The organism is Phenylobacterium sp. (genome assembly GCF_041916435.1).
Classification (GTDB): domain Bacteria; phylum Pseudomonadota; class Alphaproteobacteria; order Caulobacterales; family Caulobacteraceae; genus Phenylobacterium.
Map to the genome: position 1 here is coordinate 15561 of NZ_JAYRZM010000008.1, position 24343 is coordinate 39903.

Sequence of the window (24343 nt, forward strand, 5' to 3'; positions counted from 1 at the left end):
CGCGAATCTCGCCGCCAGCCCAGTACGAGCAAATCTAGGCGAATTCCATCGGTAGCTTCAGAAGTAACGCGCTTTGGGGGCCGAGTTCCTGCACCTCAGACAGTTTGCCACTTTTCTTATGACAATACGCGTGTAAAAAGAGCCGCCTGGAATTGGGAGGCTCGGATGAAGCGACATGTGATCATGATATACGCGGTTATCGCTCTGGGAGCTTGCGGTCGGGCGCCCGAGCAGAATCGGCAGGCTGCCGAAAGCGAAGACGTGGGGTCACCGAAGCTGATAGGGGGCGCCTCCAGCGCCAATTCGTCAGGCTGGCGGGCAGTCATCGCTGAACTGGATAAGGACAGATCCACCAGCGACCGCGTCAATGGAGTCGCTCAGGAAGCGCTGCAGCTTTCAGAGGGGGCCGCGCCCGCTCAGGCGCCAGCTCCCACGCCAGCTCGTCAGCAGGCTGCCAACATGCTCGCCAGCATCCTGCCGCCCATCGGAAGCGGCGCAGGCGGAAGCCGGGTGACGCAATATGAAGTCAATATCGATCCGCCAGCCGGCGCCAGCTATGTCGGGCGCGCAACGATTTCCTTCGTGGGCGACCCCCCGGTTACCGTCTATTATCTCAGGAAGCCGATCGCGAGGCCGGGCAAGCCCGACGCTGCGGGCGGAAAGAGGATTTTGGACGAAACGATGGATATCGTTGGCCTGCCGACCGGATCATCGGCCAGAACCAGCTTTGGTGGCCAGGAAAATCTCCTGGCCTTCTGCATGGCCCGGCCGGTCGCTGAAAGCCCTCAGGCGACATGCTCAGCCAGTGTAGCAGACATTCCTCTGCTGCTGGTGACCACCTATCCGCGGCGGAACGATACCGACCAAGTGTTCGATCAGGAGCCGATCGACCGAATGATCAGGGTGTTTCAGCGCCTCGGCAAGTAGATTCCCGGTTCAATGCCGAACACTTCCTTACGATCTTCCGATGGGCCAGAGTCTTTCGCGAGACCGGGACGGCGGGCGCCCCTAGGACAGGAGGAGACAGCTTCCGATGCTTATTTGGGCCCTGCTTCTCGCGTGGATCGGATCCATTGTGGTCGTTGTCCGCTCCTTTCCGAAGGCACCCGAGGCACGGCGTCGTCTGCATGCCCTATTGTTCATGATCATACCGTGGGGTCTTGCGATTCTCTTGGGTCCTTTCGTGACAGACCATCATGCGGTCGGCACGGACATCCGGGAACGGATGATGATCGGCCAGTATGCGGCCGTGGCGCTTCTTTGCTTCATTGCTGCTGTCGGCATCGTTCGGGCCCGAGGCGCGAGACGATGCGCATCGGCGATCGCCGTCGCTAATATCATCCCGGTCTTTCTGTTGGTCTCCGTCAGCGTCATGATCATTGATCCCGGTTCCTGAGCAACGCTCAATGGAAGTTAGAAACCGAGCGCCGCCCACTCATGGCAGACAGCGCCGTTTCGCCCGCGCAACGCCTGCCCGAAGGGCATACCGCTCGGCGCAAAGCCGGTTGTAATCCTATGTCGCAGTATCCTCCCCGGGGCCGAACACCCGACAGAGCGGTTCGAACGTCAGCGGCAATCCAAACACCCTGCCATCGTCGTCGAAGAGCTGCTGAGCAAGACCGTCCGTCAACGCACAACGGTGCTCATAGCCTTCCGCAACGGCCTGCTGGCGAAAATCCGGCCCATCCATGAACAGCATGCCAGCCAGCGGCTCAATCTCCGCCACTTCGCAGCGCCTTTGATCAATGTGGCGCGGGATCAGCAGTTGCAACCCGTGCCACCCCGACCAGAACAGGCCCACGGCCGCGCGAGTCTCGACGATCCGCACGAAGTAGAGCTTCGTAGGGTCGATTGGCAGTTCTTCGTCATCCTTCACGACCCATGTCCCTCTGTTCAACGCAGCGCTCCGACAAAGCTCGACGCCCTTATAACATATCTATTGTCGAAAGAAATGGAGGCTGCTAGAAACCTCTATCTGAAGGGGGTGCTATCATGGCGCAGTTCAGGGTTTCCGTGTCAGCCACGATGCTTTTGGCATTCATGGTCAGCGCCTGCGATGCCGCAAAAAACGGACATGAAACCGCCAATGCGCGCACGCCAGCTGTGGCGCAGCAACTCTCACAATCTGATGAAAAGCTGGAGCAGGCAGGCGATTGCGTTATCCCTCCTGCGACGGGAGGGACGATCGCAAGCGACGACCCGCGCTGGCGGAGTTTCGAGTTCTGGGTAGACCGCATGCGCCGAGGTGTGGCGCGCCCGGCGGATGCCGGTGACCGCTCGGGCATCGGCCATTTCTGCGGCACCTGGTCGGTGGCGGTCTTCCAGCCCAATATGGAAAAGTCGTCCGGCGTGATCGGGCTGCGTGTGGCGCCGGACGGCAGCTATGTCGCGATCGTTCGCGACGGCATCGCCGATGACGATTATGCCTTTCATATCGACCGCGGACAGATGTCGGCGAGCGGGGCGGGCTTGCGCTTCGTCTCAGGTCAGGGATGGAACGACGAGGGTCAGTGGCTCCCGGTGACGGGCGGCGGCATGGTCGCGATGATGCAGCAGAAGATCCTGTGGTTCCGACCCATCGGACCGAACGCCAGGAGGCAGGTCGATGCGATGATCGAGGCTGCAAACGGCTCAGGCAGGGATATGGCCTCCAACGTCGCCCTCGCCATTGCCGTGGCCAAAGCCTGGGCACCGGATGCGGAACTGCGCGCACTGGAACTGCGGCCGCATAACGGAGACTTCTCAAGCCCAGTGGTGGTGCCGAGCTTCTACTCGCGTACCAAGAACATCACGATGGCCATGCTGTTTGACGCGGAGACCGGGCAATTACCGACAGGCAAAACCTATGCGGGCGACGTGACCGGAACGACGAAGGCGATCCCGGACGACGCCATGGCCTTGCCGTCACTCGCCGGCGGCAGTCGAGAAGATGGCCCCGCCGTGCTTCGCTGGTGGGGAGATGGAGATGCCGCACGCCTCTGGTGGGTGTTCACGCGGCCCATGGCGGGCAATCGCCGGGGCGACGTCTGCTATGATGTCCTGCAAAGCGGTGGGCGGGATTGCCGCGTGGTCTTTGGCGATGAAGTCGCCGATTATGAGCGGCGGGCGGCGGCAGTGCGGCGTAACCGGCAGCCGGCTCCGTTGCGTGAAAGCGATTCTGCTCCGTTCGTCCTCCGGCCCCCGTGTAGCGCGTCCTGGCTGCAACCAGGTGACGTCTGCAACGACTTCGGCACCGACAAGGTAGTGAGGTAAAAAAGCGACGGGTGCGGGCCGCCATAACGCGTGAATTAGCTGCTGATGGGAAGACGTCATGATGAGTAAAACTTCGGATGTGGGTGGCAAACTGGCCGGCGTCCTTTTCCTTCTCCTAGTCCTGGGCTGGTTCTTCGGTGCGGAAAAGCAGGCCATTGAAAGACATTGCTATCCTGCCAAGGCGAGCGAACGTGAAGCTTTCGGATGGATAGATTTTATCGCGACGGGGTGGAACTGGCCGATCCACTGGCTCCGAGGCACGCGCGCAACGCCCATTCCCTGTAAGCCCGGCGTCATCGGGCTCGGCCAGGGCTCGGCCCGGATCCCGGGTAACGGGATGGTCGGGGAAATTTTGCGTGAGAAGGACGGGCGGATCAATCCAGGCGGATTGACCGGATCATTGCCCGGCGGCGATCCGTCGGCATCAGCGATCGGCCATCGCAATCTTGACCGCTATCTGGTCGAGCATTCCGGCAACCTGTCGAGCATGCAAGGCGCATCGTCGCCGGCCGGCAATAGCGCTGCGGATCAGGGGCTTACGACGGAGGCGCGCGCATTGCTCAAAAAGCGGTTGAAGGAAGAACAGTAGGTCCGCTGTTACCCGGCAACGCGCATCGGATGACGCGCCGCATAACGCGCCAGTAGCATCGCCGCTTCCATAGCCGTATCGTGCGCAACCGCAGTCATCACCGTCGCGACTACCGCACTGTCAGGCCGACTAGCCATGCAGAGCCTGAACGTCTGCTCGCTCGCCCCGACAATCGCACACAGACCGCGTGCTTCGGAATTGTAAGCGGTCGCCTGAATCGCTCGCACCCGCGTCTGCCATGCACGGGGAAGATTGCCCCTGAGAAATGCCATGTCGTCATCATTCTCCGGCCCGTCACCCAGTCCGCGCGAGAACATCGCGACCCTTTGGGCGTCTTCCGCCGACCGATAGACGGTGAGCATGACCGCGCCGACGTCGCTCCGTCCCACCCAGCGTCGCGCCCAGGGTCCGCGGACGCTGTCTATCGCCAGTTCCTCGCCGCTTCGCGCACCCCATGGCGAGAGCGAGGGAGGCTCGGCATTGGCGTTCGGCGCAGCGAGCAACAGCGCGCCGGCTAAAACCGTAGATCTCATGCGCTCATTCCCAATTGCCGGGCCAACCGCTCGAAGGGGAGCGGCAGCCGGTCCGGGAACAACTGATCGAGCAGATCGGGCGGCGCGACACCATCCAACACAGCGGCTCGTGCCAGCAGCGCGATGGCGAGCTGGTCCGCCGTGAGGTTCATTGCCGAGGCGGTCTGACGCACGTTCTCGACAGTGGCGACGTCCCGGATAATTGCCGCAACCTCTCGGGGCAAATGGGTCGCATCGCCCGACCGCAAGGCCAGCACCCCGTCCTGATTCCATAGCACCTGCGAAGCTGCAGAGCGAAGTCGCGTGCCCAGGTGCGGTATATCGGGAGACACCTCCCGCCGCGGTCTCCTGTTGCGCCACCAGTTACCAAGCCGGACATGCCATGGTGGTCGCGAACCCACGGTCGGCCATCGCACGGCAAACCCACGAGCCCGGCCGGGGGCGGGAAAGTCGTCATCTGGCGCGAGCGGAGATGCAGCGGGCTCGACTGTCGGTGCTTGTGACGGAACCGCCTGCACATCGGAGGATACTGCATCGACAAGTGCGAGCTTGCGCATGGCCGGCAGCACCCCGGTCGCTTCCCCTTCGGCGCCTACGAAGACCAGGCTGGTTTCGCTGGTCAGCAAATTGCCCTTGAGCGCAAGCTCGCGAACCCGCTGGCGATCGACTGGCCCGTCACCGTCAAGCAGTGCCGCAATCTGCTCCGCCATGCGCAAGCCCATTTCCGAGCGCACATCATCGGCAGACCAGTCCGTCACCTTACCCTCGAAGCCTGCGGGGATGACGATTTCCAGCATCATCGGTGCGTTGCCGATCTGTTGCACCGGTGGCAGATCAGTTCCCGCGGACCGCACGATGATCTCATTCGCGCCCTCGATCTTCAGCGTGATCGGATGGGCCTCGCTGGTTTGCCGCGGAGTCAGGTGATTCGGGAGAGCGGGAACGGCAAGATCGGGGTCAACCCCGGGGCAGAGGCGCACCGTTGCTCCGGTCGGACCAAGCGCGATCACGCTTTCGCAACTCACCGAGACCACCTCATCTGGCTGCACGCCCGCCACCGACAAGGTACGCCATCCGCGCTTGAGGTCTTCGAGCAGGATCGCGCGGTTGCCGTCAACCGCCGCGCCGTCATAGGCGGTTTCGGCCCGGCGCCTTGGCCGTGCCTGTGCTGTCCATCGTCGCTCGCCGATCTCGACTTCCACGCCGTGAACCACTTCGCCGGTCAGAGCGGGCGGCATGGTCAGCACCGCCTCGATCGGTACCGTTTCGCGATTGGTGAATGTGCGGGCGACGATCAGACGGGCAATTGGTGGAACCAGACGAAGTCGGATCTCGGTTTTGTCGAGAAGCAGGGGTGGTCTTGGGGCGAGTGACGGCCGGAACAAGGGCACCAGCGGATCGATCAGCTTATCCATCGTCGTGCTTCCCTCGGATCCCGCGAATGATCAGCCAGCCGCCCGTTTGCGAGCCTTCGGTACATCGCCTGAAAATGCCTCGCGCAGTCTAGTTTCGGTCCGCGCGATCATCTGATCCAGGTCAGCATCCCTGCCGATCAGATCGGGTGCGATCACCAGTGTCAGGCCGTCCATCACCGGCACGGGCACGCCCTCGCGCGCATCCAGAAGAAGCCGGATCGCGGCATTGGGAAAGCCAAGGCCCTTCAAGCGCTGAAAGCGACGGATCGCCTGGACGTGTGCGTCATCATATGTAGCATAAGTGCGCCCGCCTTCGGGCGAGGGGACGAACCCCTCGGAAATCAGGAAGCGGATCTGCCGGATTGTCGCTCCGGTAGTCGCCGAAAGCTCTTCGAGTTTCATTCGTTCCTTTTAACATAAAATTTGTCAAAAACAAGGATCCGCCGGCTGATTGCCGGCAAACGCGCCAATTGGTCGATCTGGATGAACATATGCCTGCTTCTGACGAGGCGAACGTTCGAGGTGAACGGCGTTTCGTGTCGGCATTAATCCGAGGCTCTTGGAGACATGTTTAGGGTAGGTCTTAGTCTTAGCCACGTTCAGGCGCCCGGTGTAGAATGTCATGAGTCTGTCGCCTGCTGACTGGCAGATCAAACGGCTACCCGTACCTCCAATGGGCTGGCGCGTTAAGTTAGCGCTTATGGGAAGGGCTTCCCCTGCGGCTGAGACTTCCGTCTCCGCCGACCCCTTCGAGCGGGGACACCCCGCAGCGCCCCGGAACGGAGAGCGGCCGGCGGGCGTGCTCGGTCCCGCCGCGTGCCGCGGCTCCTACGGGCCCGCCCCTGACGGGCGCCTTCAGGCGCCGCCGGCCGCTCGACGGCGCGTCCCGCCGCGCGCTTTGCGCGGGCTCCTTGCGGCCTTCATTTCCCGCCGCGCGACACTGCGCGGCAGCTACGATCCTGCCTCGGATGTGGCGAACGTCAGTGGATCGGGAGCTGCGTCCTCATCGCCGTCCGGAGCGACCGTGTCCTTTCGCGTCACCTTGTATACGTGTCGATCGGCGACGGCGTTCAGGTCCACGGTCAGCTCTGTGGCCAGCGCCGACTGCCGACTGAGTGGGTTCGATACAGCGGTCAACGTTGCCGAATCGCGGCTTTCGCCGTCGAACAGCACACGATAGACCCAATATCGATTGCCATAGCGCTCAGCCGCCCGGACCTCGTTGGGGGTAAGCCGGACTCCGCCGGACTTTACCTCCACGAATCGAGCCACCAAGTTCTCGTCCAGCGTCTCCTCGAAGGCTTCCAGATCAGCTGTTGTGAGGAACGAAAGCAGGTCGCAGCCAAAGGCATCCTCTCCTTGAAGGTGCGCAACCTCCAGCGGATACCGATCTTGCTGTCTCTCAAATAGCGCCGCCCAAGTTTCAGCGTCCCCCGTCTTCGTCGGGTCGCGCGGCGGGCGGCCTAGTCCGCTGGAGCCTCGGCTCACTCTTAGACCTGCCTTGCGTGATCCGCGCTCAGGCGAATTTTCGGGTTCGACGGCGTGCGCGTCTACGAGATCCGGATTCACTTTCTGGGCTGGTGCCAAAGGTGCCGGATCGTCCGGGTCCGCCGCCTCGGTTGGACCCTGTTTTGCTGCGGCCGGCGGGACTACAAGGCGAGACGGATCGAAACGAGGGGGCGCCGGCGTTCCCGGATCGTCAATCTCTCCAAACAGCGCTTCGAGCTCCTCGTCCGAGAAATTAGGCAGGAACTTCCGAAACATGATCCGTCTTGAGGGATCGTCCGCCATAGCGAACATGGTGGCGAAGTCACCGCCGTTCTGAATTTCGAACAACTCCGCTAGACCATCGCCAACGGCACTCGCCGACAATTGCAGGAGCTTTCCAGGTTCCATCGCCTGTTCGATCGTCACATAGAGGGTGTCGCCGTCGAGCAGGTGCGACCACGGCTCAAGCGATCCGCCAAACGCCTGCTCGTGTAAGCTGACTTTCAGTGAGACCTCCGTCGCCGGGACGATCTGGAGCCGCTCCAGCCGGCGCAGAGATGTCGTGTCAGACGACGCTGCGGACCGCAGCGCCCTGACGAATTTCTTGCACTCGGCGAACCGATGGACGAGCAATGATCGGTCTGGCTCGGGCGCGGCGCGGTGGGCTGCAATCTCGATTGAGAAATCCTGACGGCCTAAAGGTTGGACGCCGAACCGTTCCGAGACTTGTTTGGCGCCTCGGCGGGTTGGCAAATCGATCAGCGGAAGATTCTCCCGCACGGATGCAGGGATACCATCGCGATCGACGTAGAATGCCGACCCTGGAGGTATCCACTCAATGTTACGGCCGCGGCGAGCCTGGATCGTACCATTTTGCCTGAATTGCTCGCCGCTGGCGCTTCCGCGATCAGCCTTGAAGTCCTCCAGTTCGAGGATGTGCAGGTAGAACCGGCGAACAAGGTCAGGTTCTAAGCCCCGGCCCTCGAGGCCCAGAAGCAGGTGATAGATCTCCGCCTCTGAAAGGTCTTGAAGCGTCGCCGGTACAGAGGCGTTTGCGAGTCCTCGAGCCCAAAGCGTGTTATCGAGCGAAAGGGCCTCCGCGATGGCGTCTGAGGCATGCCGGGGTCGCACAAAGAGTCCGACCAAACGACCAGGGTCCCGCATGGCTTCGGCCGGCGCTCGCCTCTCGCCATCCACACAATCAAGCCATTTAGCGTCACGGATCTGCTGACGCACCAAGTCTGGCAAATTACCACGGTAGCTTCGGAAATTTGCGATGGCGTTCTTGCGGGCTTCGAGGGAGCAGGGGAATGCATAGCCAGTTGCCGCGTCGAAGCGAGGGTCTCGAGCGAGCCATGAGACGACGGCATCGCTGCTCGCCGAGTTGAGGATGTCGCCAAGGCCAACAATAACCTCAGCCTTAAAGCGGGCGGAATAACCCAGCGACAGCTCAAATCGTTTGATTTCTTGAGGTGTGCCTCGGTCGTCGAAGACCTCGAATTCAGACGGCAGGGTGCCTACTATGATCTGCCACTCCACCGAGCCTTCGGTGATCTCTTGGACCTTTGGCCATCGGTTGGCCCCGATCCATTCGAAGAATGCGCCAGGGTTGGCTGGCAACTCCGGAATTCCCTGCGCCGTTATGGGCGCCAACAACAAATCGGAGCGGGCGTCGTAGAGGGCTTCGTTGATGCGCCCCGCCAGGCCGTACCCCTCTGAAAGGTGCAAATCTCTCAGAGGCCGCCACACTCCGTCCTTCGCGCAGGCAAGGACGGACAGTTGAGGAAACTTCGGGGCGTTCTCTCCCTCGCGGTCATGGAGCCTGGCCAGCGCCGACAACAACTCACCGCGCACGCGCGTCGCAACGTCAGCAGAACTGCGGTCGATCAGCCTTTCGGCTTGCCGGACCAATGAGCGCGCGACGCCATCGAGATTGTATTCCTCGACGCCAAACGATTTTAGTCGAAGGATCTTCTCGCGCGGCGTGCCGGGCAGAGCAGCGCTCAAACGATCCCATAGAGGGCTGCTTAGGAATTTTCCCCGGGCCCAGCGCGGAAGCGCGGGTGGCCGTCCGCTCGTCGGCGGAGGGAAGCAGCTGTTGCTCGCCTTGAGCGGACGATCCTTTTGATCGATCAGGAACGATCTCAAGTGAAACTTGGCTGGAAGGTGCTGAGCAATGCCGGCGATGACGCTGGCGCGTTCCTCTAGATCCAAGTCAGCTTTCCGGAGGACGTCGATGGCTTCATCCGCCGCCATGGCTTCCACGCCCAAGGCGCGTAGAACGACGAGATCGCTCGCCGAACTGCAGCGCGCCAACCCAGGGAACAGACGTTCCGGGAAGAACTTGTCATAGCCCTGTGGCCCAAGACGCGTTTGATCCGCGCAAACATGCTCCCCGCCAATCGTCGCGATAATCGACCTTTGTGCCGCGGCTTCGTAAACTGCCCTTTCGAAGGGCTTCAGCGGCTCTGGGAAGGTCTCGTCCGGATAGAGAAATTCCAGTGCGTTCTCGACAACCCCGTCCTGGCGCAGCTCAGACAGGGTCTGCGCATAGAAATCTGCAAGCTTCGCAAGGACTTCGTCATTCTGAGCTGATTGATCCTTCAGGCTCTTCCGGTTGGAGGTGATCTCCAGAGTCGCGTGGAAAAGGGCGGGAAATGGTACTGCGACGCTAGTGGGAAAATAGCAGTGCAGCTCGCCCCGCTCATTGGCGTCATCTGTGCGCAAGGCGACGGCGAGTTCATAGCGGCTCGGTTGATCAGCGGGCCGCTCCGGGTCTTCCGCCAGTTCTCCACCGGCATAACGACAGATCCAAGACTCGGCCGTGGATGCATCACCTTCTACCATCTCCAGTTCGAGATGGTCTCCGCTAGTGGGGCTCTTGCGCCAAATCCGTGGCTCAAATCCTTGGACGCGTATCTCGATTTCCACCAATGCCCGAACAAACAAAAGGAAACGTGGCTCAAACTCCGCCGTCTGCTCTTTGGCTTTGTTAAAGGCTTTCTCGCTGAAGAAAGGGGACGCAATGACGGTGTTGTAACCCGCGTCTCTCAGCTGCCGCACAGAGCTAATCAGCTCTCGGCCGGGACCTGTCGCTCCGATATTCTCGATGGCCGGGCCGAACAGGGGGAAGGGCAAGATCGGCGCTGGCTGCTGTCGCCGACCATTAAGAAATTTTGTGACGTTCGAGTGCTGGGCGCCCAGCTCGCGTCCAGCTCGTGACGCAGGAAGACGTCCCACTCACCAGCGCTGGCGAACGGCGGAGATTCCTCGGGTGCAACGACGTTCAAAGTACTCACCTGGTCTTCTCTGCTCGTCTGGCTAATTCCTGTCGCGCGTGCCAGACCATGTCGGCGTCCATATCGGTTTGGCTGATCATCCACTGCAGATAGTCGCTGGGCACCTGCGCCCAGGGTTGGCCGCGATGCTTGCCGAAGGTCAGAACCGGCATGGGCCGAGGCTCGCGCGTCCAGGCGACCATCTGATCGAAGCTGGCGAACCGGGCCAGCTCCGCCAGCAGGTGGGCCGTGACCCAGGCGTCAGGCCCGGCCCGATGCGGCGGCATGGCCAGGGCGTTGTCGAGGGTCAGGCCGCGCCAATAGCGCAGCACCTGGTTGGAGTGGCGCGGCGCGTCGGGCCAAACGTGTAGGGCGACCTTGTAGGTGCATATCCAAGGGATGGCGCCCGTGGTCGCTTCGGTGACGAACTGCCGTTCGAAGGCGCAGCTATGGGCCACCAGCGCGGCCGGCGCGGGGCCACTCCACACCGCCGCATGGAGTTGATCGGGCGTGCAGACCGGCGTGGCCGGACCGAAATCCGCCTCGGTGATGTGATGCACGGCCATGGTCTCTGGTGGAATGCCCCGCAGCGGTCGGTAGAGCCAGGACTGCGGCGGCTCGACCGACGCCCCATGATCGGTGATCACGACATCGACCCGGCCGAATTCGATGATCTCCGCCGGCGGTTCGGTCCCGGTCGTTTCGAGGTCGATCACACGCAGCCGGGTCATTGCGACCCCACCTTGAAATGGGTGGCGATCGCGGCGGCGTGGTCGGCCAGGGCCGGCACGCCGGACCAATGCCCCAGCAGGTCCGCATAGGACAGGCTGCAGAAGGCGACGTCGGCCAGGGCGTCGTCGACCGCGGCGGTGAAGGCGGCCAGCTCGGTGCGATGGCCGTCAACGGCGGACTGTGGGACCGAGCGGCCGTCCGGGTAGGTCGGCGGCTCCGCGTAGAGATACAAGAGGACCGCGCGTCGTCCCGTCGCCAGCGCCTGGGTGCGCAGGCCGAACGCATGCTTCACCAGCTGGGCGGCGTCGAGAAAGACAAAGGTGCGCCCGCCGGTAAGACTGTCCCGCATCGCCTCATAGGCGCCCATCGCCTCGCCCCAAACCGGTCGGGAATAGGCCGCGGAGAAGCTGGCGGCCTTACGGTCGCGGAAAGGTTCGTAGCGCTTGGACTCGATGCCGATCAGCTGCTCCTTGGTCACCACGCCGACATCCAGCCAGGGGTGGTGACCGCCGCTCCAGGGGAAGCGCATCTCAACCTCAAGGTCGACACGCTGGGCATCGCCCGCCGCGACTAGGCCCGGCAGGCTCAAGGCTTGCGGCTGCTCGGCGAAGAAGCCGAAAGCGTTGGCGGCCAAAGCGGCCGAAGACTCGGGGTTGGCGAACTTGCCGCTGACTAGCTCCTGGCCGCCGGCGACCTGGTAGCGGGCCAGGATGGCGGCCTTGGGCAGGTGGTCGAGGAGGGCGGTTTTCGCGCTGGCGATGGGATCGAACTTGGTCAAGCAGCCTCGCTCTGGCGGGCGACCCGCAGCAGGGCGCCGACAATCGGCATGTGGATGTATAGGCCATCGCAGGATCGGCCGACGGCGGCTTCGATCGCCTCGGCATAGAGGCCGAGCTGCGGGCCATAACTGACGGCGCGCGCCTCCCAGGTGTCGCGCGATCCTGGGAAACTCTTGTGGTCGATCACCGCGAAGCCGGCGTCGTGGTCCGCGAGGAGGTCGATGCGGCCCGAGACCAGCTGATCGCCGAGCCGCGCGAATACCGGGGTCTCGCGATGAAGCCGTCCGGTCGGCCAAAGGCTGTCCAGATGCCTGTGCAGCCGGTCGCACGCGTCGAGCACGTCTTGAGCCTGAACCTGATGCACGCCCCAGCGCTCCAGGATGCGATTGGCTTTGGCCAGCCGCGCCGGACCCGGGTCGTCGGCGCGATCCGCGGCGAAAATCGCATGGACCGCCTCGCCAAGCGACAGCATGTCGGGTGTGCCGACAAAGGGCAGGCGCGGCCCAAGCTGAACCTTCTCAACGACGACGAACGCTCCGGCGCTCGCCTCGCTGCTGGGCCGCCGGTGCAGAGGCAAGCGATCGCGGGTCTGCCGCGTCAGGCGCACATAGGCCGGTCGCACCACGGGCGGCACGAGCGCGTCATCCGCGACGAGGGGGCTCACGCGCGCGGCGAATGTCTCGGTCCCCGCCGTCAGGATGTTGTTGGCGCCGGCGGGCAGGGCCACGTGGCCTGGCGTTGTTCCGTCCAGCACCTGCAGCCACTTCAGCTCGCCCTTGGCGGGCGGCGCGAAGACCGCGTAGTCCCGGGCGCGGGTGACGCCGACATAGAGCAGGCGGGTTTCTTCCTGCCGGGCGCGCAGCTCGGCCGCCTGGCCCAAGGGGGAGGTCAGGGCGGCCTCATCCAGTCCGACGTCCTTGCTCTGGCTGGCGTAGGGCCAGGGCCAGTACCGGATCCAGCGTCCCGCCAAGGGATCGCGCCAGTCCAGGGCGCCTTCAGCCTCGGCGACAGGTTCGAACAGACGCGGCTTCGGTTCGCGGTTGAGGCCGGTCAGGACGACCAGCGGCCACTCGAGCCCCTTGGCGCCGTGGTAGGTCATGACCTTCACCGCGTCGGCCTGCAGGCTCTTAGGCCGTCTTGGTTCGTCGGCGGCGAGGGCCAGGACCAAGCCAGACGGGGTCGCCGGCGCGCCTGAGCTGGCGCAGCTGGCCTCATAGGCCCGCGCGAAGCCGCGCAAGGCTTCCAGATCGTCGAGACGGGCGGCGACGTCGCCCCAGGTCTCGATCCGCCGGATGACGTCGGGCAGGACGATCAAGGCGTCGACCAGATCGGCCGGCGTGAGGGTCAGCACCGTCTCGCGCAGGTCCGCCAGGGCCGCCGAGATGGGTACGGCGGCCTGGAGCGCGGCGTCCTGGTCCTCGGCGCTGACGGCTTGGAGCCACAGATCCGAGGTCGGATCGTCGCTGAAGAACCGGGCGAGCTCGGCCAGGGCCAGGCGATCGGTCGGGTCGGCGACCCAACGGAAAGCGGCCATCACCAGTTCGACGTGGGGCGTCTTGGCCAGGCCGTCGCGTTCGACGGCGACCTTGACGCCGAGGCGGCTGAGCGAGGTGGCGACCCGCAGGATGTCAGCGTGGCTGCGGCAGAGCACGGCGACGTCGCCAGCCTTCAGCGCGCGGACCCCGCCTTCGGCCTTGTCGTCGACGCGCCACTCGGCCCCGTCGGCGATGGCGTCACGGATCCCGGCCGCGAGCGCGGCGTACTGCAGATCGAGTTTGCCCTCGAGCCACCAGACCGCGAACGGCGCGTGGCCGAAGCCCTCCTCCTTGCGCGCCGTGCCGGTGAAGGCGTGTTCGGACGCCGGCAGGCCCATGGCCGTGAAGGCGGGGCCAAAGGCGGCGTTGACGAAGGACACGATGCCCGCGCGGCTGCGGTAGGATGTGGCGAGCACCTCCTGCGGATCGGTCGTGGTCGAGGCCACCCCATCGAACGCCGCCTGGGTCAGGGCGCTATCGGCGTTGCGGAACCCGTAGATCGCCTGCTTGGGGTCGCCGACCCAGGTGCTGGCGTCAACCAGCTCAGCCATGGCCGTGAAGATGGCGATCTGGAGCGGGCTGGAGTCCTGAAACTCGTCGACGAAGACGCGGCTGATCCGCTCCCCAAGACGCGAGGCCATGGCCGGGTCCCGGAGCACCTCCAGCGCCAGCGCCTCCTGGTCGATGAAATCCATCAGGCCGCGCGCGGCCTTATAGGCCTGGTAGGCGTCCAGCGCCTCGGCCGCACAGGTGAAGAGCGTGCGGATGAAGGCTTCGCAGTCCGCTTGCAGACGTGGATGTTCGGGGTGGCGGGCCGCGGCGCGGGATACCGCGTCGAGGGCGTCGATCAGCGCTTGGCCATCCTTCTTGGCGCATTTGACCTTTGAGAGCCTCGCCCAGTCGGGCCAAGACAGCCGCTCACCGCGTTGTGCGGCGGCATGGATCGGTCGCAACAGCTTCAGCGCCGCCTTGCCGTCATTGCCCAGTTCGGCCGGAAACACGGCCAAGGCCGCGGCGACGGCGTCATGCAGCGCCTTGTCGAGCGCTTCGGCGCTGACGCTCGGTTCCGGCAGCAGGGCCAGGAAGGTTTCGACCGAGCGATCGGCGGAGTGGGCTAGGCCGGGGGCGCCCAGGCCGTTGGCCCTGGCCAGTTCGATCAAGCGGCGCACGGTAGAGCGCCAATCCGAGCGCTCGGCGTCGGCGGCGCGTTTGGGTTCGAAGAAGCCCATCGCGTCGGCCAAGGCATTTAGCGCCGGCGCATGCCGCTCAATGGCGGTATCGGCGGCGATGGCGAAGAGGCGCGAGACGCCGTCTTCCGGAATGACCTCAGCGCGGGGGCATCGGCCAAGATCGATGGCGTGCTCGCCAACGATCTGACCGCAGATCGAGTTGACCGTGCCGAACCGGGCGCCGAGCAGGCGCGCGGCCTTTTCGGCGCGGCCCGATTTGAACAGATGGGCGCGCGAGCGCTCGATGAGCTCGTCGGCCGCCTTCACCGTGAAGGTGGTGGCGACGATTTCTTCCGGCTCGCGGGTCTCAACTTCGCCGGCGATATCGCGGACGATGCGGGTGGTCTTGCCGGCCCCAGCCGAGGCCACGACAGTGTTGATCTTGGCGGCGCTCATGGTCAGTTCGCCTCCTGGGTGACGCGGCATAGGCTGGTGAGTTCGCAGTAGCGGCACGGCTCTTCGTTAGGACCGACGCGCAGGTCCGCCGGGAAGTGGTCGGCGGCTTCCGGCAGGCCGGTCCCGAGGGCGACGCCTTGGGCGGCCAGATCGCGCCACGACCGCCAGGTCTCGACAAGGTCGATCCAGGTGTCGGCAAGCGAGCGCGCGGCGTCGATCTCTTCGTCGGCGACGAAAGCGCCGGCCGGACCGATGAGGCGTCGCTGGTTGAGCAGGTAGTAGGCGCCCGGCGCCGGAGCGCTGGCGGCTGAATCGGCGATGGCGCCGTAGGTCGCCAATTGGAGGGCGCGGCCCTCGGCGAGCTCGGTGCGTCGCCGGTTGGCGCTGCGCGTCCACTTCAGATCGATAACGCCCGTTCCCTTGGCGGGGTGGCGGACCACCAGGTCCAGCCGGCCCAGCACTGCAAGTCCATCGGCGAAGGCGGCCTCGCGATCGAGCTCAGTGCCCACGACCTCAAGGTTCTTCTGGCGCAGAAGGCGCGCCAGTTCGGCCAGGGCGGCGGGGACGCGGGCCCGCGCGGCGGCCAGTTCCCCGGCGAACTCGGGCTGCTGCAAGGGTGAGGCGATGGCGCTGAGCAGGCTGTCGAACACCGTATCGACCTGCCGCAGCACCTCCTCGGCATCCGCCACGGGCCCGGGCTGCAAGACGCGGTTGGCGATCTCGTGGGCCAGGTTGCCGAGCAGCTGATCGGGGCCGGGAATTTCTGAGAACCGGCCCCGCGACAGCCGCAGCACGTCGAGCAGAATCCAGCGCATCTGGCAGTCCGCCAAGCGCTCAAAGCTAGTGGCGCTCTCCTTACGGTCGGCCAGCTTGGCGAGCGCCGACGGCGGCAGGCTCCAACGGGCGCGCGCTTGCGGCGGCGGCACGATGAGGGCCAATTCTCGCGGCAGGCGCCGGCCAGCCAGGTCGTGGGCCGCATCTTCAAGCAGTCGCTCGGCGCTCCAGCGAATCCTTTCCCCGGCCGGCTGGATCAGGGGATTGAGCTGGTGGGCGAGAGGGTGACTGACGGTCTCCTCACCGCCGGACAGGGCCGGGCGGAACAGCATGGCCCGCGTCTGCGCATGATGCAGCGCGTTGGCATAGCCCCAGCCGAGGCGGGCGGCCGCCGCGGACGGCGCCTCCAGCGTGCAGCCCGCGTTCGTCAGGGCCGCGACCTCGGTTTGGCTCCACGGGGTGGCCGGCACGCGATCGCCGGGCCCCTTGAAATCCCACCAGATCAGGCGCTCGACCGGCCCCCAGATCGACGCCGGGTTCTTCATGCAGCGCAGGCCCCCGGCTGTGGCGATGTGCTCAGGATTCTGGGCGCCTTCGGCCAGCACCTGTTCGATCATCCGCTCGACCAGGAGCGCGGGCAGGGGATCCTGGCCCAGGACTTCGATGGCCTGGGCCAGCGCACTGGCTGCGCCGGCGACGGACAGCAGCAAGGGGTCGGACGCGCCGGCGTCGGTCTCGATGGCCCATTGACCCACCCGCGCTGCTATCCGCCGGGCGGCGTCCGCTGGAATGCCGTCGATCCGGTTGTAGAGGCCGCCGGTCGTCCACTCGCGCCAGCGGTCCCGTCGGCGGCTGATCTCGGTCGCGGCCGAGGGGTGATCGGCGAACCTTTGCGCCAGATCCGCATCGAGGTCCGCCCAGGCGCGATCCCAGGCGGCACCGCCGGTTCCGGGCTCTCGCGCGAGGGCCCGCGCCAGCTTGCGGGCCGCGCTTTTGCCGATGGGCGGACGCGGCAGCAGGAGAAGATCGAGCAAAGCCTTGGCGTCGAACGGGGCCCAGCTGGCGGCGAAGGCCAAGGGCAAGACCTGCAGCGCGCCACGCCAGGGCGAGGCGGCGGACTGTCCGAGGGCCGGCAGGCCCCGCGCCTGGAGCGCGCGATCCAGGAGCGCGGTGTCGCCGTCGCAGCTGACGACCACGGTCCCCGATAGATCCTCTTCAGAGCCGGCGGCCAGCCACTCCGCCAGCGCCTCGGCGGCCATCAGAGCGGTGTCGGCCTCGACGGTCACGAAGCTCGCGTCCCCGCGCAGCGGCTCTGCCGCTCCCGTGGCGAGGAAGGTCCGCACCCGATGAAGATCCGCGTCATCACCCGGATCCAATCTCGGGGCCTGGACGATCTCGACGCCACAGTTTTCGAGCTCGTCGATGAGCCGGGCGTAGGCCGGCGGCAGGATCTCTCGCGGTTCGACCAGTTGGATGCGGTCGAGATTGATGGGTGGGCGGTCCGCCAGGGCGGCCAACACAGCGCACAGGCGGTCCGCCGTCCCCGGCGGGAGCGAAGGGCCGGTGACTTCGGCCTGCGCCAGATCGTCCAGGCGGGACGAGCCAATCGCAAGACCCTGCCAGCCCGCGGCGACTAGCTGATCGCGCCAGGCCAACAGCGCTTTGGCGCTGGCCCAGGGGTCACGGGCGAAAGAGGCTGCATAGAAGGGGGCGCTGCCCGCCGACGCAGCCGCGCGCAGCTTCGCGGCGTAGGCGGCGATCCGGACGGCTTCGGCGCCGCGAGGTCCCGTCAGACCCAGCTGGACCTCTAGAACGTCGATCAGGCCACTGGCGCCGACGACGGCCGCGTGCAGGGCGCCGTCGCCTTCACCGGGAAAATCCGGATAGGCGCGCCCGTCGCAGGCCAGTCCCATAATCAAATCCATGCTGGTTTCCCCGCCAAAATCATCGGCCGCCATTCTTGGAGGCTACCGTGTGTTCCCGACAGATCCGGTCGGGTGGCGGGAAAGGTGTGCAGCCAAGGCGTTCTGCAGCTCGGTGACCATCAGGTCGTGCAGTCTGGGCGGCGAGACGATCTCCACCTTGTCCGCCCAGGTGAAGAGGTGCCAAGCCAGCTCGAGCATGCCGCTGGCGGTGAAGCTGACCAGGACGGACCCATCGGGTTGTTCGGTGACCTGCTGGTTGGAATGGAAGCGCCACCCCAGGGCGTCGGCTGCGCCATGCGGCTTGATCCGCAGGACCACGTCTTCAGCGTCGCCGTGGAAGACGCCAAACGACCGGCCGGCGAAGGCCGACAGGCTGAAGTCCTCGGGCGGCGGGGCAGGGCAGTCCATCAGAGTTAGGTCGTGGATGCGGTCCAGCCGCCAGGACTTGGGCTCGGTCGTCCCTAGCTCCGCGGCCACCAGATAGTTGGTGCGGCCAAACATAAGGCCATAGGGCGCCACCTCGCGGATCCGACCCGGCGTCGAGCCGCCGTTGTAGGAGAACTTCAGGCCGCACATGGCCTTGACCGCGTGCCGGACGGTGGCGAGCACGGTCTCGTCCTCGAATGGACGGGGCCCCGCCTGAACAGCCACGGTTTCGGCGTGCAGCAGGGCTTCCATGTCGGGCACCAGCTTGCGCAGGGCCGATGATCGCATCGACGCGCGCACCTTGGTCTCGATCGACGCCAGGGCGGCGGCACGGTCATGGTGGCCAGCCGATCGCATGGCCTCGGCCGTGGTGCCCAGGGCCACAAGCTCCTCGGCGGTCGGGGCCTGAAAGAGGCCGTCGAGCCCGGCCGTCATTCTGTAGCGTTTGGACGGCGGTTCCTCGATGCATTCGAGCTGAGGGAAGAGCTGCTCCAGCGCGTCGCGCATGCGCTCGACCGTCCGCCGTCCGGTCCCCGCGACTTCCGCCATCTCATCGAGGGTCAGCCCTTCGGCAGACCCGGCGAGGACCCGCGCCAGATGCAAGAGTGACTGTGCTTTCTCGTGCCGCATGGCGTCCCCCCAACTTGGACACGGCCGAGCTTACCTGCGGTTGTTGTTCCGTCGAGTCCTACTCGACCGATTCTGTCGGGTGCAGCCTTCAGGGTGATGATCAGAGGACAGGGAGATCTGGCTATGACTTACGCGCTCACCCAACACGCCGCCGTTCGCTCGCAGCAGCGTGGCGTGCCGCATCATCTGATCGACGCCTTGATGAGCTATGCGGATTTCGAGGCGCCGGTGGGCGGGGGCTGCACCGTGCTGCGGATGACCCGCGATCGGCTCGAGGATCCGGACCTGGCCGACCGCCTCGGCGCCGAGCGCGAGAGGCTACGTGGCCTCAGCATCGTCTGGAGCGACCGGACCGGGGAGATTGTCACCGTCTTAAGGATGCGAGGTGGCTCTGCGAGCCGACGTTACCGTCGAGGAGCCCAATGAGTAGCTTGGCAGCCGGCACTGGAACATTATGCTCGTCATGGGCGAGCCGCATCAAGAAGATGCTAAGTGAACGGGGGCGTGAGATTGTCACAAGATGGCAAGGCGGTTGAAGAGCAAGTGCAAAGCCGCGTTATCGAGCAAATCGTTGAGCTCCAACGGGAATTCTACTTCGAGAACAAAGGTAAGGAAACGGAGCGCCGGCGCCGCCTGCGAGACATCATCGAGCGTGCTACGGGTGCGCAGGGCGGCCAATAATGTGGCTTGAACAAATCACGCTGAAAGACTTCCGTTGCTTCTATGGCGAGAGCGCCATTGAGCTGTCCCAAGACCCCGATCGGAACGTCACCCTCATTCATGCCGAGAACGGCGTCGGCAAGACCACTTTGCTCAATGCGCTGCTGTGGTGCTTCTACGGCGACACGACAGCAAAGTTTGAGAAGCGCGATGATCTCGTGAACTATGACGCCCGGGCGGCAGGGCGGACGCATGCGTTTGTCGAGGTCCTCTTCGAGCACAACGGCAATCGCTACCGTGCCCGGCGCTACACCAAGGGCGGTCCGAGCGATCGCGAGTTCACGGTGATGCGGGTCGACAATGGCCACCATCAGACGCTGCAGAACCCCGATGCGTTCATCAATACCGTCATCCCGAAGGGGATGGCTGGACACTTCCTCTTCGACGGCGAGCACGCCGAGGTGTTCTTGGGGGAGGACAACCGGGGAAGCATCCGCAGGGCTGTGCAAGACATTCTGGGCTGCTCCCTGATCAAGACCGCGATCCAGGACCTGGCCGAGACGTCGACCTATTACCGCCGGCAGATGCCGACCACGAAGGCGTCCTCCAGCATGGAGGCGATCAGCTCGCGCATCGATGCGCTCACCACGCAGATCCAACAAGCGACCGAAGCGCGGGACGGGCTCCGTGGCGACATCGAGCGCATCGACCAACAGATCGCTGACATCGATGACAAGCTGAGGAACTCGGCGGCCGCCAAGCAGCTGCAGGCCCGTCGCGACAAAGCGACCGGCGAGCTGACCCGGGCAACGAAGCGAGAGGCCGAAGCTCAAGCCGAGGTGCTGAAGTGGCTTGGCGACAATGGGCGTTTCCTAGTGTCGACGAGGATCACCGAACTGGCGATGGACTATCTCGACCAGAAGGAGGTCAAAGGTCGGCTGCCGGCGCCATACAACGAAGAGCTCGTCTCCGACCTGCTGGAGATGCACAAATGCATCTGCGACCGGGAACTCGAACCCGGCACCGCAGCCTATGCGGCCGTCCAGGGGCTGCTCCAGAAGGCCGCTAACGCTACCCTGCGCAACCGGATCATGAAGGTGCGCGCCCAGCTGTCTCAGCTCCGATCCGAGCGCGCGAAGGCGCCGGGGCGACTGGACGCGGCCAATGCTCGGCTGTCCGAAGCGCGGCAGGACATCTCGCGCCACGAAGCGGACCTGCAGGAGATTTCCGAACAGCTCTCGGGCATCAATTTCGGTGAAATCGCCGAGCGCGAGGCGAAGCGGAACGAACTCCGCAAGCTCGTGAACCAAAAGCACGAGCAGGTCGGGAATCTGACGTCCCGCATCCAGAGCGCCGAAAACGATAAGGCTGTCGCCGCGCGCGAGCTGCAGAAGCTCGCTCAGGAAGACGCCGGCGCGCGGGTGTTCATGAAGCGCTATACGCTGTGCGAAACCCTGAAGGGGCGACTCGAGCGTGAATTGCAGGAGGAGGAAAAGGCCGCCCGCAAGGTACTTCGTCATTCCATCACGAAGGTTCTCGAGAAGACGAGCCGCAAGGCCTTCAGGCTCCAGATGACCGACGACTACGGCATCAGCCTGGTGAACGAGGCCGGCACGCAATTGCCCAAGTCGAGCGGGGAAAATCAGCTGCTTGGCTTGGCGTTCACGGCCGCGCTGGTTGAGTTCGCGAAGCTGCGGCAGAACGCCGACGATTACCGGCTCCTGCGGGGCACCGTGGCGCCCTTGGTCTTGGACTCGCCGTTCGGTCAGCTCGACGAAGCCTATCGTCAGACGACGGCGGAGTACGTGCCGCAGATGGCGGGCCAGGTCCTTCTGATGGTGTCGAAATCGCAGGGTTCCGGCAGTGTGATGGAGGCGATCAAGGGCCGCATCGGGGAGGAATACGTCCTGGTGCGCCACAACCGGGACCCTCGCGGGGAGCGGCCATTGGAGGTCCGCCAATTCAACGGCAAAGACGTCGAGACAGCGGTCTTCGACGCTGAATTCGATGGCAGCACCTTTGCTCGGGTAACTCGCTGATGGCTGATCGCGCCCCCAACATCAATCGTAGCCGGGTCCACGAGGAACTCGTCCAGCGGCTCTCTATGCAGAACATCCCCGGATCGGACCGGAAGCTCTTCCCGACCATCCGGGAGCTTCTGTGCTTCGCAGCGCTTCTCGGCTTCTCCGAACAGCGGCGGGTTCCGCTCGACCGTAGTCAAGGCGTCGAGGACATCTCCTATCAACAGTTCGAGCGCGAGCCGGCGGCTGAGGATCTGCTCTGGACGATCGCGGTCGCGGAGACCGGAGACGTCGAGGTGCTTCGCGAGGGCGAAGAGATTCGCTGCGCCCAAATCTTCGAGGAGTACGCCAACGGCGGTCTGGGCCTGATCAAGGATTTTATGCTTCGGAACGGCGGCGAGTACCCTGATCGGGCGCTGATGGCCCTGCTGAAGGAGCGAAAATATCTGCAGCCGGCGCAAGCTGAGCCCGATCTGGCCGCGATCAAGTTCTGAAATGCTGCGCGATCTGCAGCTCAAGGGCGTCTACAAGTCGGACCAGGATGACATCCTTCGGGACTTCTACTTTCCGGCGCTCTCAGTGGCCAACCGATACGACCGCGCCGTTGGGTTCTTCTCCGCCTCGACCTTGAGCCATGCGGCCCAGGCCCTCACCGCCTTCATCGCCGGTGGCGGAGCGATCCGGCTGATCGTCGGCGCCTTTTCGGACCAGGCGGATATCGAGGCGGTGAAGGAGGGCCTGCGTCTGAAGGAGCTTTCAGACAGCCTCGGCCAGACGTTCATCGCCGCATTAGAGGAGGTGGCGAACGACGAGCTCTTCGAGCATCGGTTCAAGGCGCTATCTTGGCTCGTCGCGCAGGGCCGCCTGGAGATCCGCGTCGCGCTGCGCCCTCGGGGACTCTACCACGACAAGGTCGGAATCATTTCCGACGCCGCCGGCGACTCGATCGTTTTCGCAGGGTCCGCCAATGAGAGCGCGTCGGCGCTCCTGCCGACGCTCAACTACGAATCGATCGACGTGTTTCCCGCGTGGCGCCCCGAGCTGTCCGACTGGCATGAGCCACACCGGGCGAGCTTTGAACGCCTCTGGGCCAACCAGAGTCGGGGCACCGTCGTGATTGACGTTCCCACGGCGCTTAAGGACCGCCTGCTGGAGGTGGCCGCGACGATGGAGCGTCCGCCCGACCCGCAACGAGAACTGGAAATTGAGGCGCGGCTCCGCGCCGCGGAGGAAGAGGGGGCCGTAGCCTCGCGCCCACGCGGTCCGAGCGTGCCCGAGACCGTCAACGGGATGCCCTTCCAAATCAGAGACCACCAGCGCGAAGCGCTGACGGCCTGGCAGGCCAAAGGGGCGTTCCAAGGAATCTTCGATCTGGCCACAGGCGCCGGGAAGACCATTACGGCCGTCTACGCCATCGTCCAGATGGCGAAGGCGATCCCCGGGCTGACTGTGGTGATTGCGGCTCCTTATCAAAGTCTCGCGGACCAATGGTGCGAGATTTTAGAGACGTTCAATATCCGAGCGCTTCAGTGTTACGTGTCAAAGGCCAATTGGTACGACGAATTGCAGAAGAAGGTGCTCGACGTCCTGACCGGATCGACGCCGTTCGAAGCAATTGTTGTGGTCAATCGAACGCTGAAGACAGCGGATTTCCAAGACGCCATCGCTCGAATTCCAGCAAACCAGTTCTTGTGGATTGGCGACGAGTGCCACCATCACGGCTCAGACTCATTCGCCAGCGCGCTGCCTCAGAATGCGAGGTATCGAATTGGTCTTTCAGCGACACCCGAGCACTACCTCGACGAAGAGCGAAACGCCCGGCTAAAGGCGTATTATGGCGACATTGTCTTCAGCTACACGCTGAAGCAGGCGATCGAGGACAAGGTCCTGACGCCCTACAACTACTACCCCCACCTCGTCGCGCTGACGGACGACGAGGCGGAGGAATTCATCGCCCTGTCGGACGAGATCGCCCGCTTGTTCGCCCGCGAAGGGCAATCATTAGGGTCTAAGCCGAGCCAGGGCTTGACGGCGCTGCTGATGAGGCGCGCGCGCCTGATCGGCTCCGCGGTGAACAAGATCCCCGCGCTTCAGGCGGTCCTCGCCGGTCGGCCGCCCGAAAGTCACGCTCTGTTCTACTGTGGCGACGGCCGTGTCGAATACGACGATGGCGACGAGGAGGACGACGAGGACGACAACGCCGACAGTCTGCCGTCGCGGCAGATCGAGGTCGTCAGCCGAGTGCTCGACGATCTGCATTGGAAGGTCTCCCGCTTTACCGCCCGGGAGGGTCGGCGCGAGCGCGAGGGAATCCTGCAGGCGTTTCGGGTCGGCCTGATCGACGGCCTCGTCGCGATCAAATGCCTGGATGAAGGCATCGACGTGCCGGCCTGCGGGACCGCGTACATCCTGGCGAGTTCGCGCGATCCTCGCCAGTTCATCCAGCGCCGCGGCCGCATTTTGCGCCGGTCCCCCGGGAAGAGCCTCGCGACCATCCACGACTTCGTGGTGATCCTACCCGAAGGCGCGCTCGATCCGACTGGCGCGGCCCGCAAGCTGATCAGCGCTGAGCTGAAGCGCGTAGCGGAGTTCTCGACCTTGGCTGAGAACCGGTTCGAAGCCTACGAGCGCCTGAGGGACGTGCTCACCGCCTACGATCTGGAACACGCGATCTGACGCGG

The 24343-nt window shown here is 64.6% G+C and carries 18 protein-coding genes; 8 read left to right on the forward strand and 10 right to left on the reverse strand.

The genetic code is table 11. The features are described from left to right. Window positions 1-165: 165 nt before the first annotated feature. On the forward strand, window positions 166-927 hold the full coding sequence (locus tag ACE3TA_RS21070) for a hypothetical protein (protein WP_374576308.1): 762 nt from the start codon (window positions 166-168) through the stop codon (window positions 925-927). A 106-nt stretch (window positions 928-1033) separates the two neighbouring features. Beyond that, window positions 1034-1396, forward strand: coding sequence for a hypothetical protein (locus tag ACE3TA_RS21075; RefSeq protein ID WP_374576309.1), 363 nt, complete (start codon window positions 1034-1036; stop codon window positions 1394-1396). 117 nt (window positions 1397-1513) lie between these two features. Here the strand turns inward: ACE3TA_RS21075 and ACE3TA_RS21080 are convergent, their stop codons facing one another. Continuing rightward, window positions 1514-1876 (reverse strand): hypothetical protein, encoded by a 363-nt coding sequence (locus ACE3TA_RS21080; protein WP_374576310.1) that lies wholly within the window; start codon window positions 1874-1876, stop codon window positions 1514-1516. 116 nt (window positions 1877-1992) lie between these two features. Here ACE3TA_RS21080 and ACE3TA_RS21085 point away from each other — a divergent pair, with 116 nt between their 5' ends. Both ACE3TA_RS21085 and ACE3TA_RS21090 read left to right on the forward strand, forming a co-directional pair. Further along, complete coding sequence (locus ACE3TA_RS21085; RefSeq protein ID WP_374576311.1) at window positions 1993-3252, forward strand: hypothetical protein; 1260 nt, start codon at window positions 1993-1995, stop codon at window positions 3250-3252. Window positions 3253-3310: 58 nt separating this feature from the next. Then, on the forward strand, window positions 3311-3841 hold the full coding sequence (locus ACE3TA_RS21090) for a hypothetical protein (RefSeq protein WP_374576312.1): 531 nt from the start codon (window positions 3311-3313) through the stop codon (window positions 3839-3841). Between the two features lie 8 nt (window positions 3842-3849). Here ACE3TA_RS21090 and ACE3TA_RS21095 read toward each other — a convergent pair whose 3' ends face one another. From ACE3TA_RS21095 to ACE3TA_RS21135, 9 genes are all read right to left on the reverse strand, one after another. Further along, a complete protein-coding gene (locus ACE3TA_RS21095; RefSeq protein ID WP_374576313.1) occupies window positions 3850-4374 on the reverse strand; it encodes a hypothetical protein in 525 nt (174 codons plus the stop codon). Then, window positions 4371-5789 carry a VIT domain-containing protein gene (locus ACE3TA_RS21100; RefSeq protein ID WP_374576314.1) on the reverse strand — a complete coding sequence of 473 codons (1419 nt, stop codon included), beginning with the start codon at window positions 5787-5789 and terminating at the stop codon, window positions 4371-4373. The genes ACE3TA_RS21095 and ACE3TA_RS21100 overlap by 4 nt, the downstream gene beginning before the upstream one ends. A gap of 30 nt (window positions 5790-5819) precedes the next feature. Next, window positions 5820-6191 carry a helix-turn-helix domain-containing protein gene (locus ACE3TA_RS21105; RefSeq protein ID WP_374576315.1) on the reverse strand — a complete coding sequence of 124 codons (372 nt, stop codon included), beginning with the start codon at window positions 6189-6191 and terminating at the stop codon, window positions 5820-5822. Between the two features lie 549 nt (window positions 6192-6740). Next, window positions 6741-10415: a DUF3883 domain-containing protein gene (locus ACE3TA_RS21110; protein WP_374576316.1), complete on the reverse strand. Its 3675-nt coding sequence runs from the start codon at window positions 10413-10415 to the stop codon at window positions 6741-6743. A 157-nt stretch (window positions 10416-10572) separates the two neighbouring features. Continuing rightward, entirely contained in the window at window positions 10573-11286 is a 714-nt protein-coding gene (locus ACE3TA_RS21115; protein WP_374576317.1) for an exonuclease domain-containing protein, read from the reverse strand. Further along, window positions 11283-12065: a hypothetical protein gene (locus tag ACE3TA_RS21120; RefSeq protein WP_374576318.1), complete on the reverse strand. Its 783-nt coding sequence runs from the start codon at window positions 12063-12065 to the stop codon at window positions 11283-11285. The genes ACE3TA_RS21115 and ACE3TA_RS21120 overlap by 4 nt, the downstream gene beginning before the upstream one ends. Beyond that, the gene (locus ACE3TA_RS21125) at window positions 12062-15226 is read right to left on the reverse strand and encodes a UvrD-helicase domain-containing protein (protein WP_374576319.1); all 3165 of its coding nucleotides are present in this window, start codon (window positions 15224-15226) and stop codon (window positions 12062-12064) included. The genes ACE3TA_RS21120 and ACE3TA_RS21125 overlap by 4 nt, the downstream gene beginning before the upstream one ends. A gap of 2 nt (window positions 15227-15228) precedes the next feature. Further along, the gene (locus tag ACE3TA_RS21130) at window positions 15229-17958 is read right to left on the reverse strand and encodes a PD-(D/E)XK nuclease family protein (RefSeq protein ID WP_374576320.1); all 2730 of its coding nucleotides are present in this window, start codon (window positions 17956-17958) and stop codon (window positions 15229-15231) included. Between the two features lie 9 nt (window positions 17959-17967). Then, on the reverse strand, window positions 17968-18981 hold the full coding sequence (locus ACE3TA_RS21135; RefSeq protein ID WP_374576321.1) for a helix-turn-helix transcriptional regulator: 1014 nt from the start codon (window positions 18979-18981) through the stop codon (window positions 17968-17970). A 123-nt stretch (window positions 18982-19104) separates the two neighbouring features. Here ACE3TA_RS21135 and ACE3TA_RS21140 point away from each other — a divergent pair, with 123 nt between their 5' ends. The 4 genes from ACE3TA_RS21140 to ACE3TA_RS21155 all read left to right on the forward strand — a co-directional run bounded on the left by ACE3TA_RS21140 (window position 19105) and on the right by ACE3TA_RS21155 (window position 24338). Further along, complete coding sequence (locus ACE3TA_RS21140; RefSeq protein ID WP_374576322.1) at window positions 19105-19407, forward strand: hypothetical protein; 303 nt, start codon at window positions 19105-19107, stop codon at window positions 19405-19407. Window positions 19408-19661: 254 nt separating this feature from the next. Continuing rightward, window positions 19662-21680: an AAA family ATPase gene (locus ACE3TA_RS21145; RefSeq protein ID WP_374576323.1), complete on the forward strand. Its 2019-nt coding sequence runs from the start codon at window positions 19662-19664 to the stop codon at window positions 21678-21680. Beyond that, window positions 21680-22156: a DNA phosphorothioation-associated protein 4 gene (locus ACE3TA_RS21150; RefSeq protein ID WP_374576324.1), complete on the forward strand. Its 477-nt coding sequence runs from the start codon at window positions 21680-21682 to the stop codon at window positions 22154-22156. The genes ACE3TA_RS21145 and ACE3TA_RS21150 overlap by 1 nt, the downstream gene beginning before the upstream one ends. A 1-nt stretch (window position 22157) precedes the next feature. After that, window positions 22158-24338 carry a DEAD/DEAH box helicase family protein gene (locus tag ACE3TA_RS21155; RefSeq protein WP_374576325.1) on the forward strand — a complete coding sequence of 727 codons (2181 nt, stop codon included), beginning with the start codon at window positions 22158-22160 and terminating at the stop codon, window positions 24336-24338. The last annotated feature ends 5 nt before the right edge of the window (window positions 24339-24343 follow it).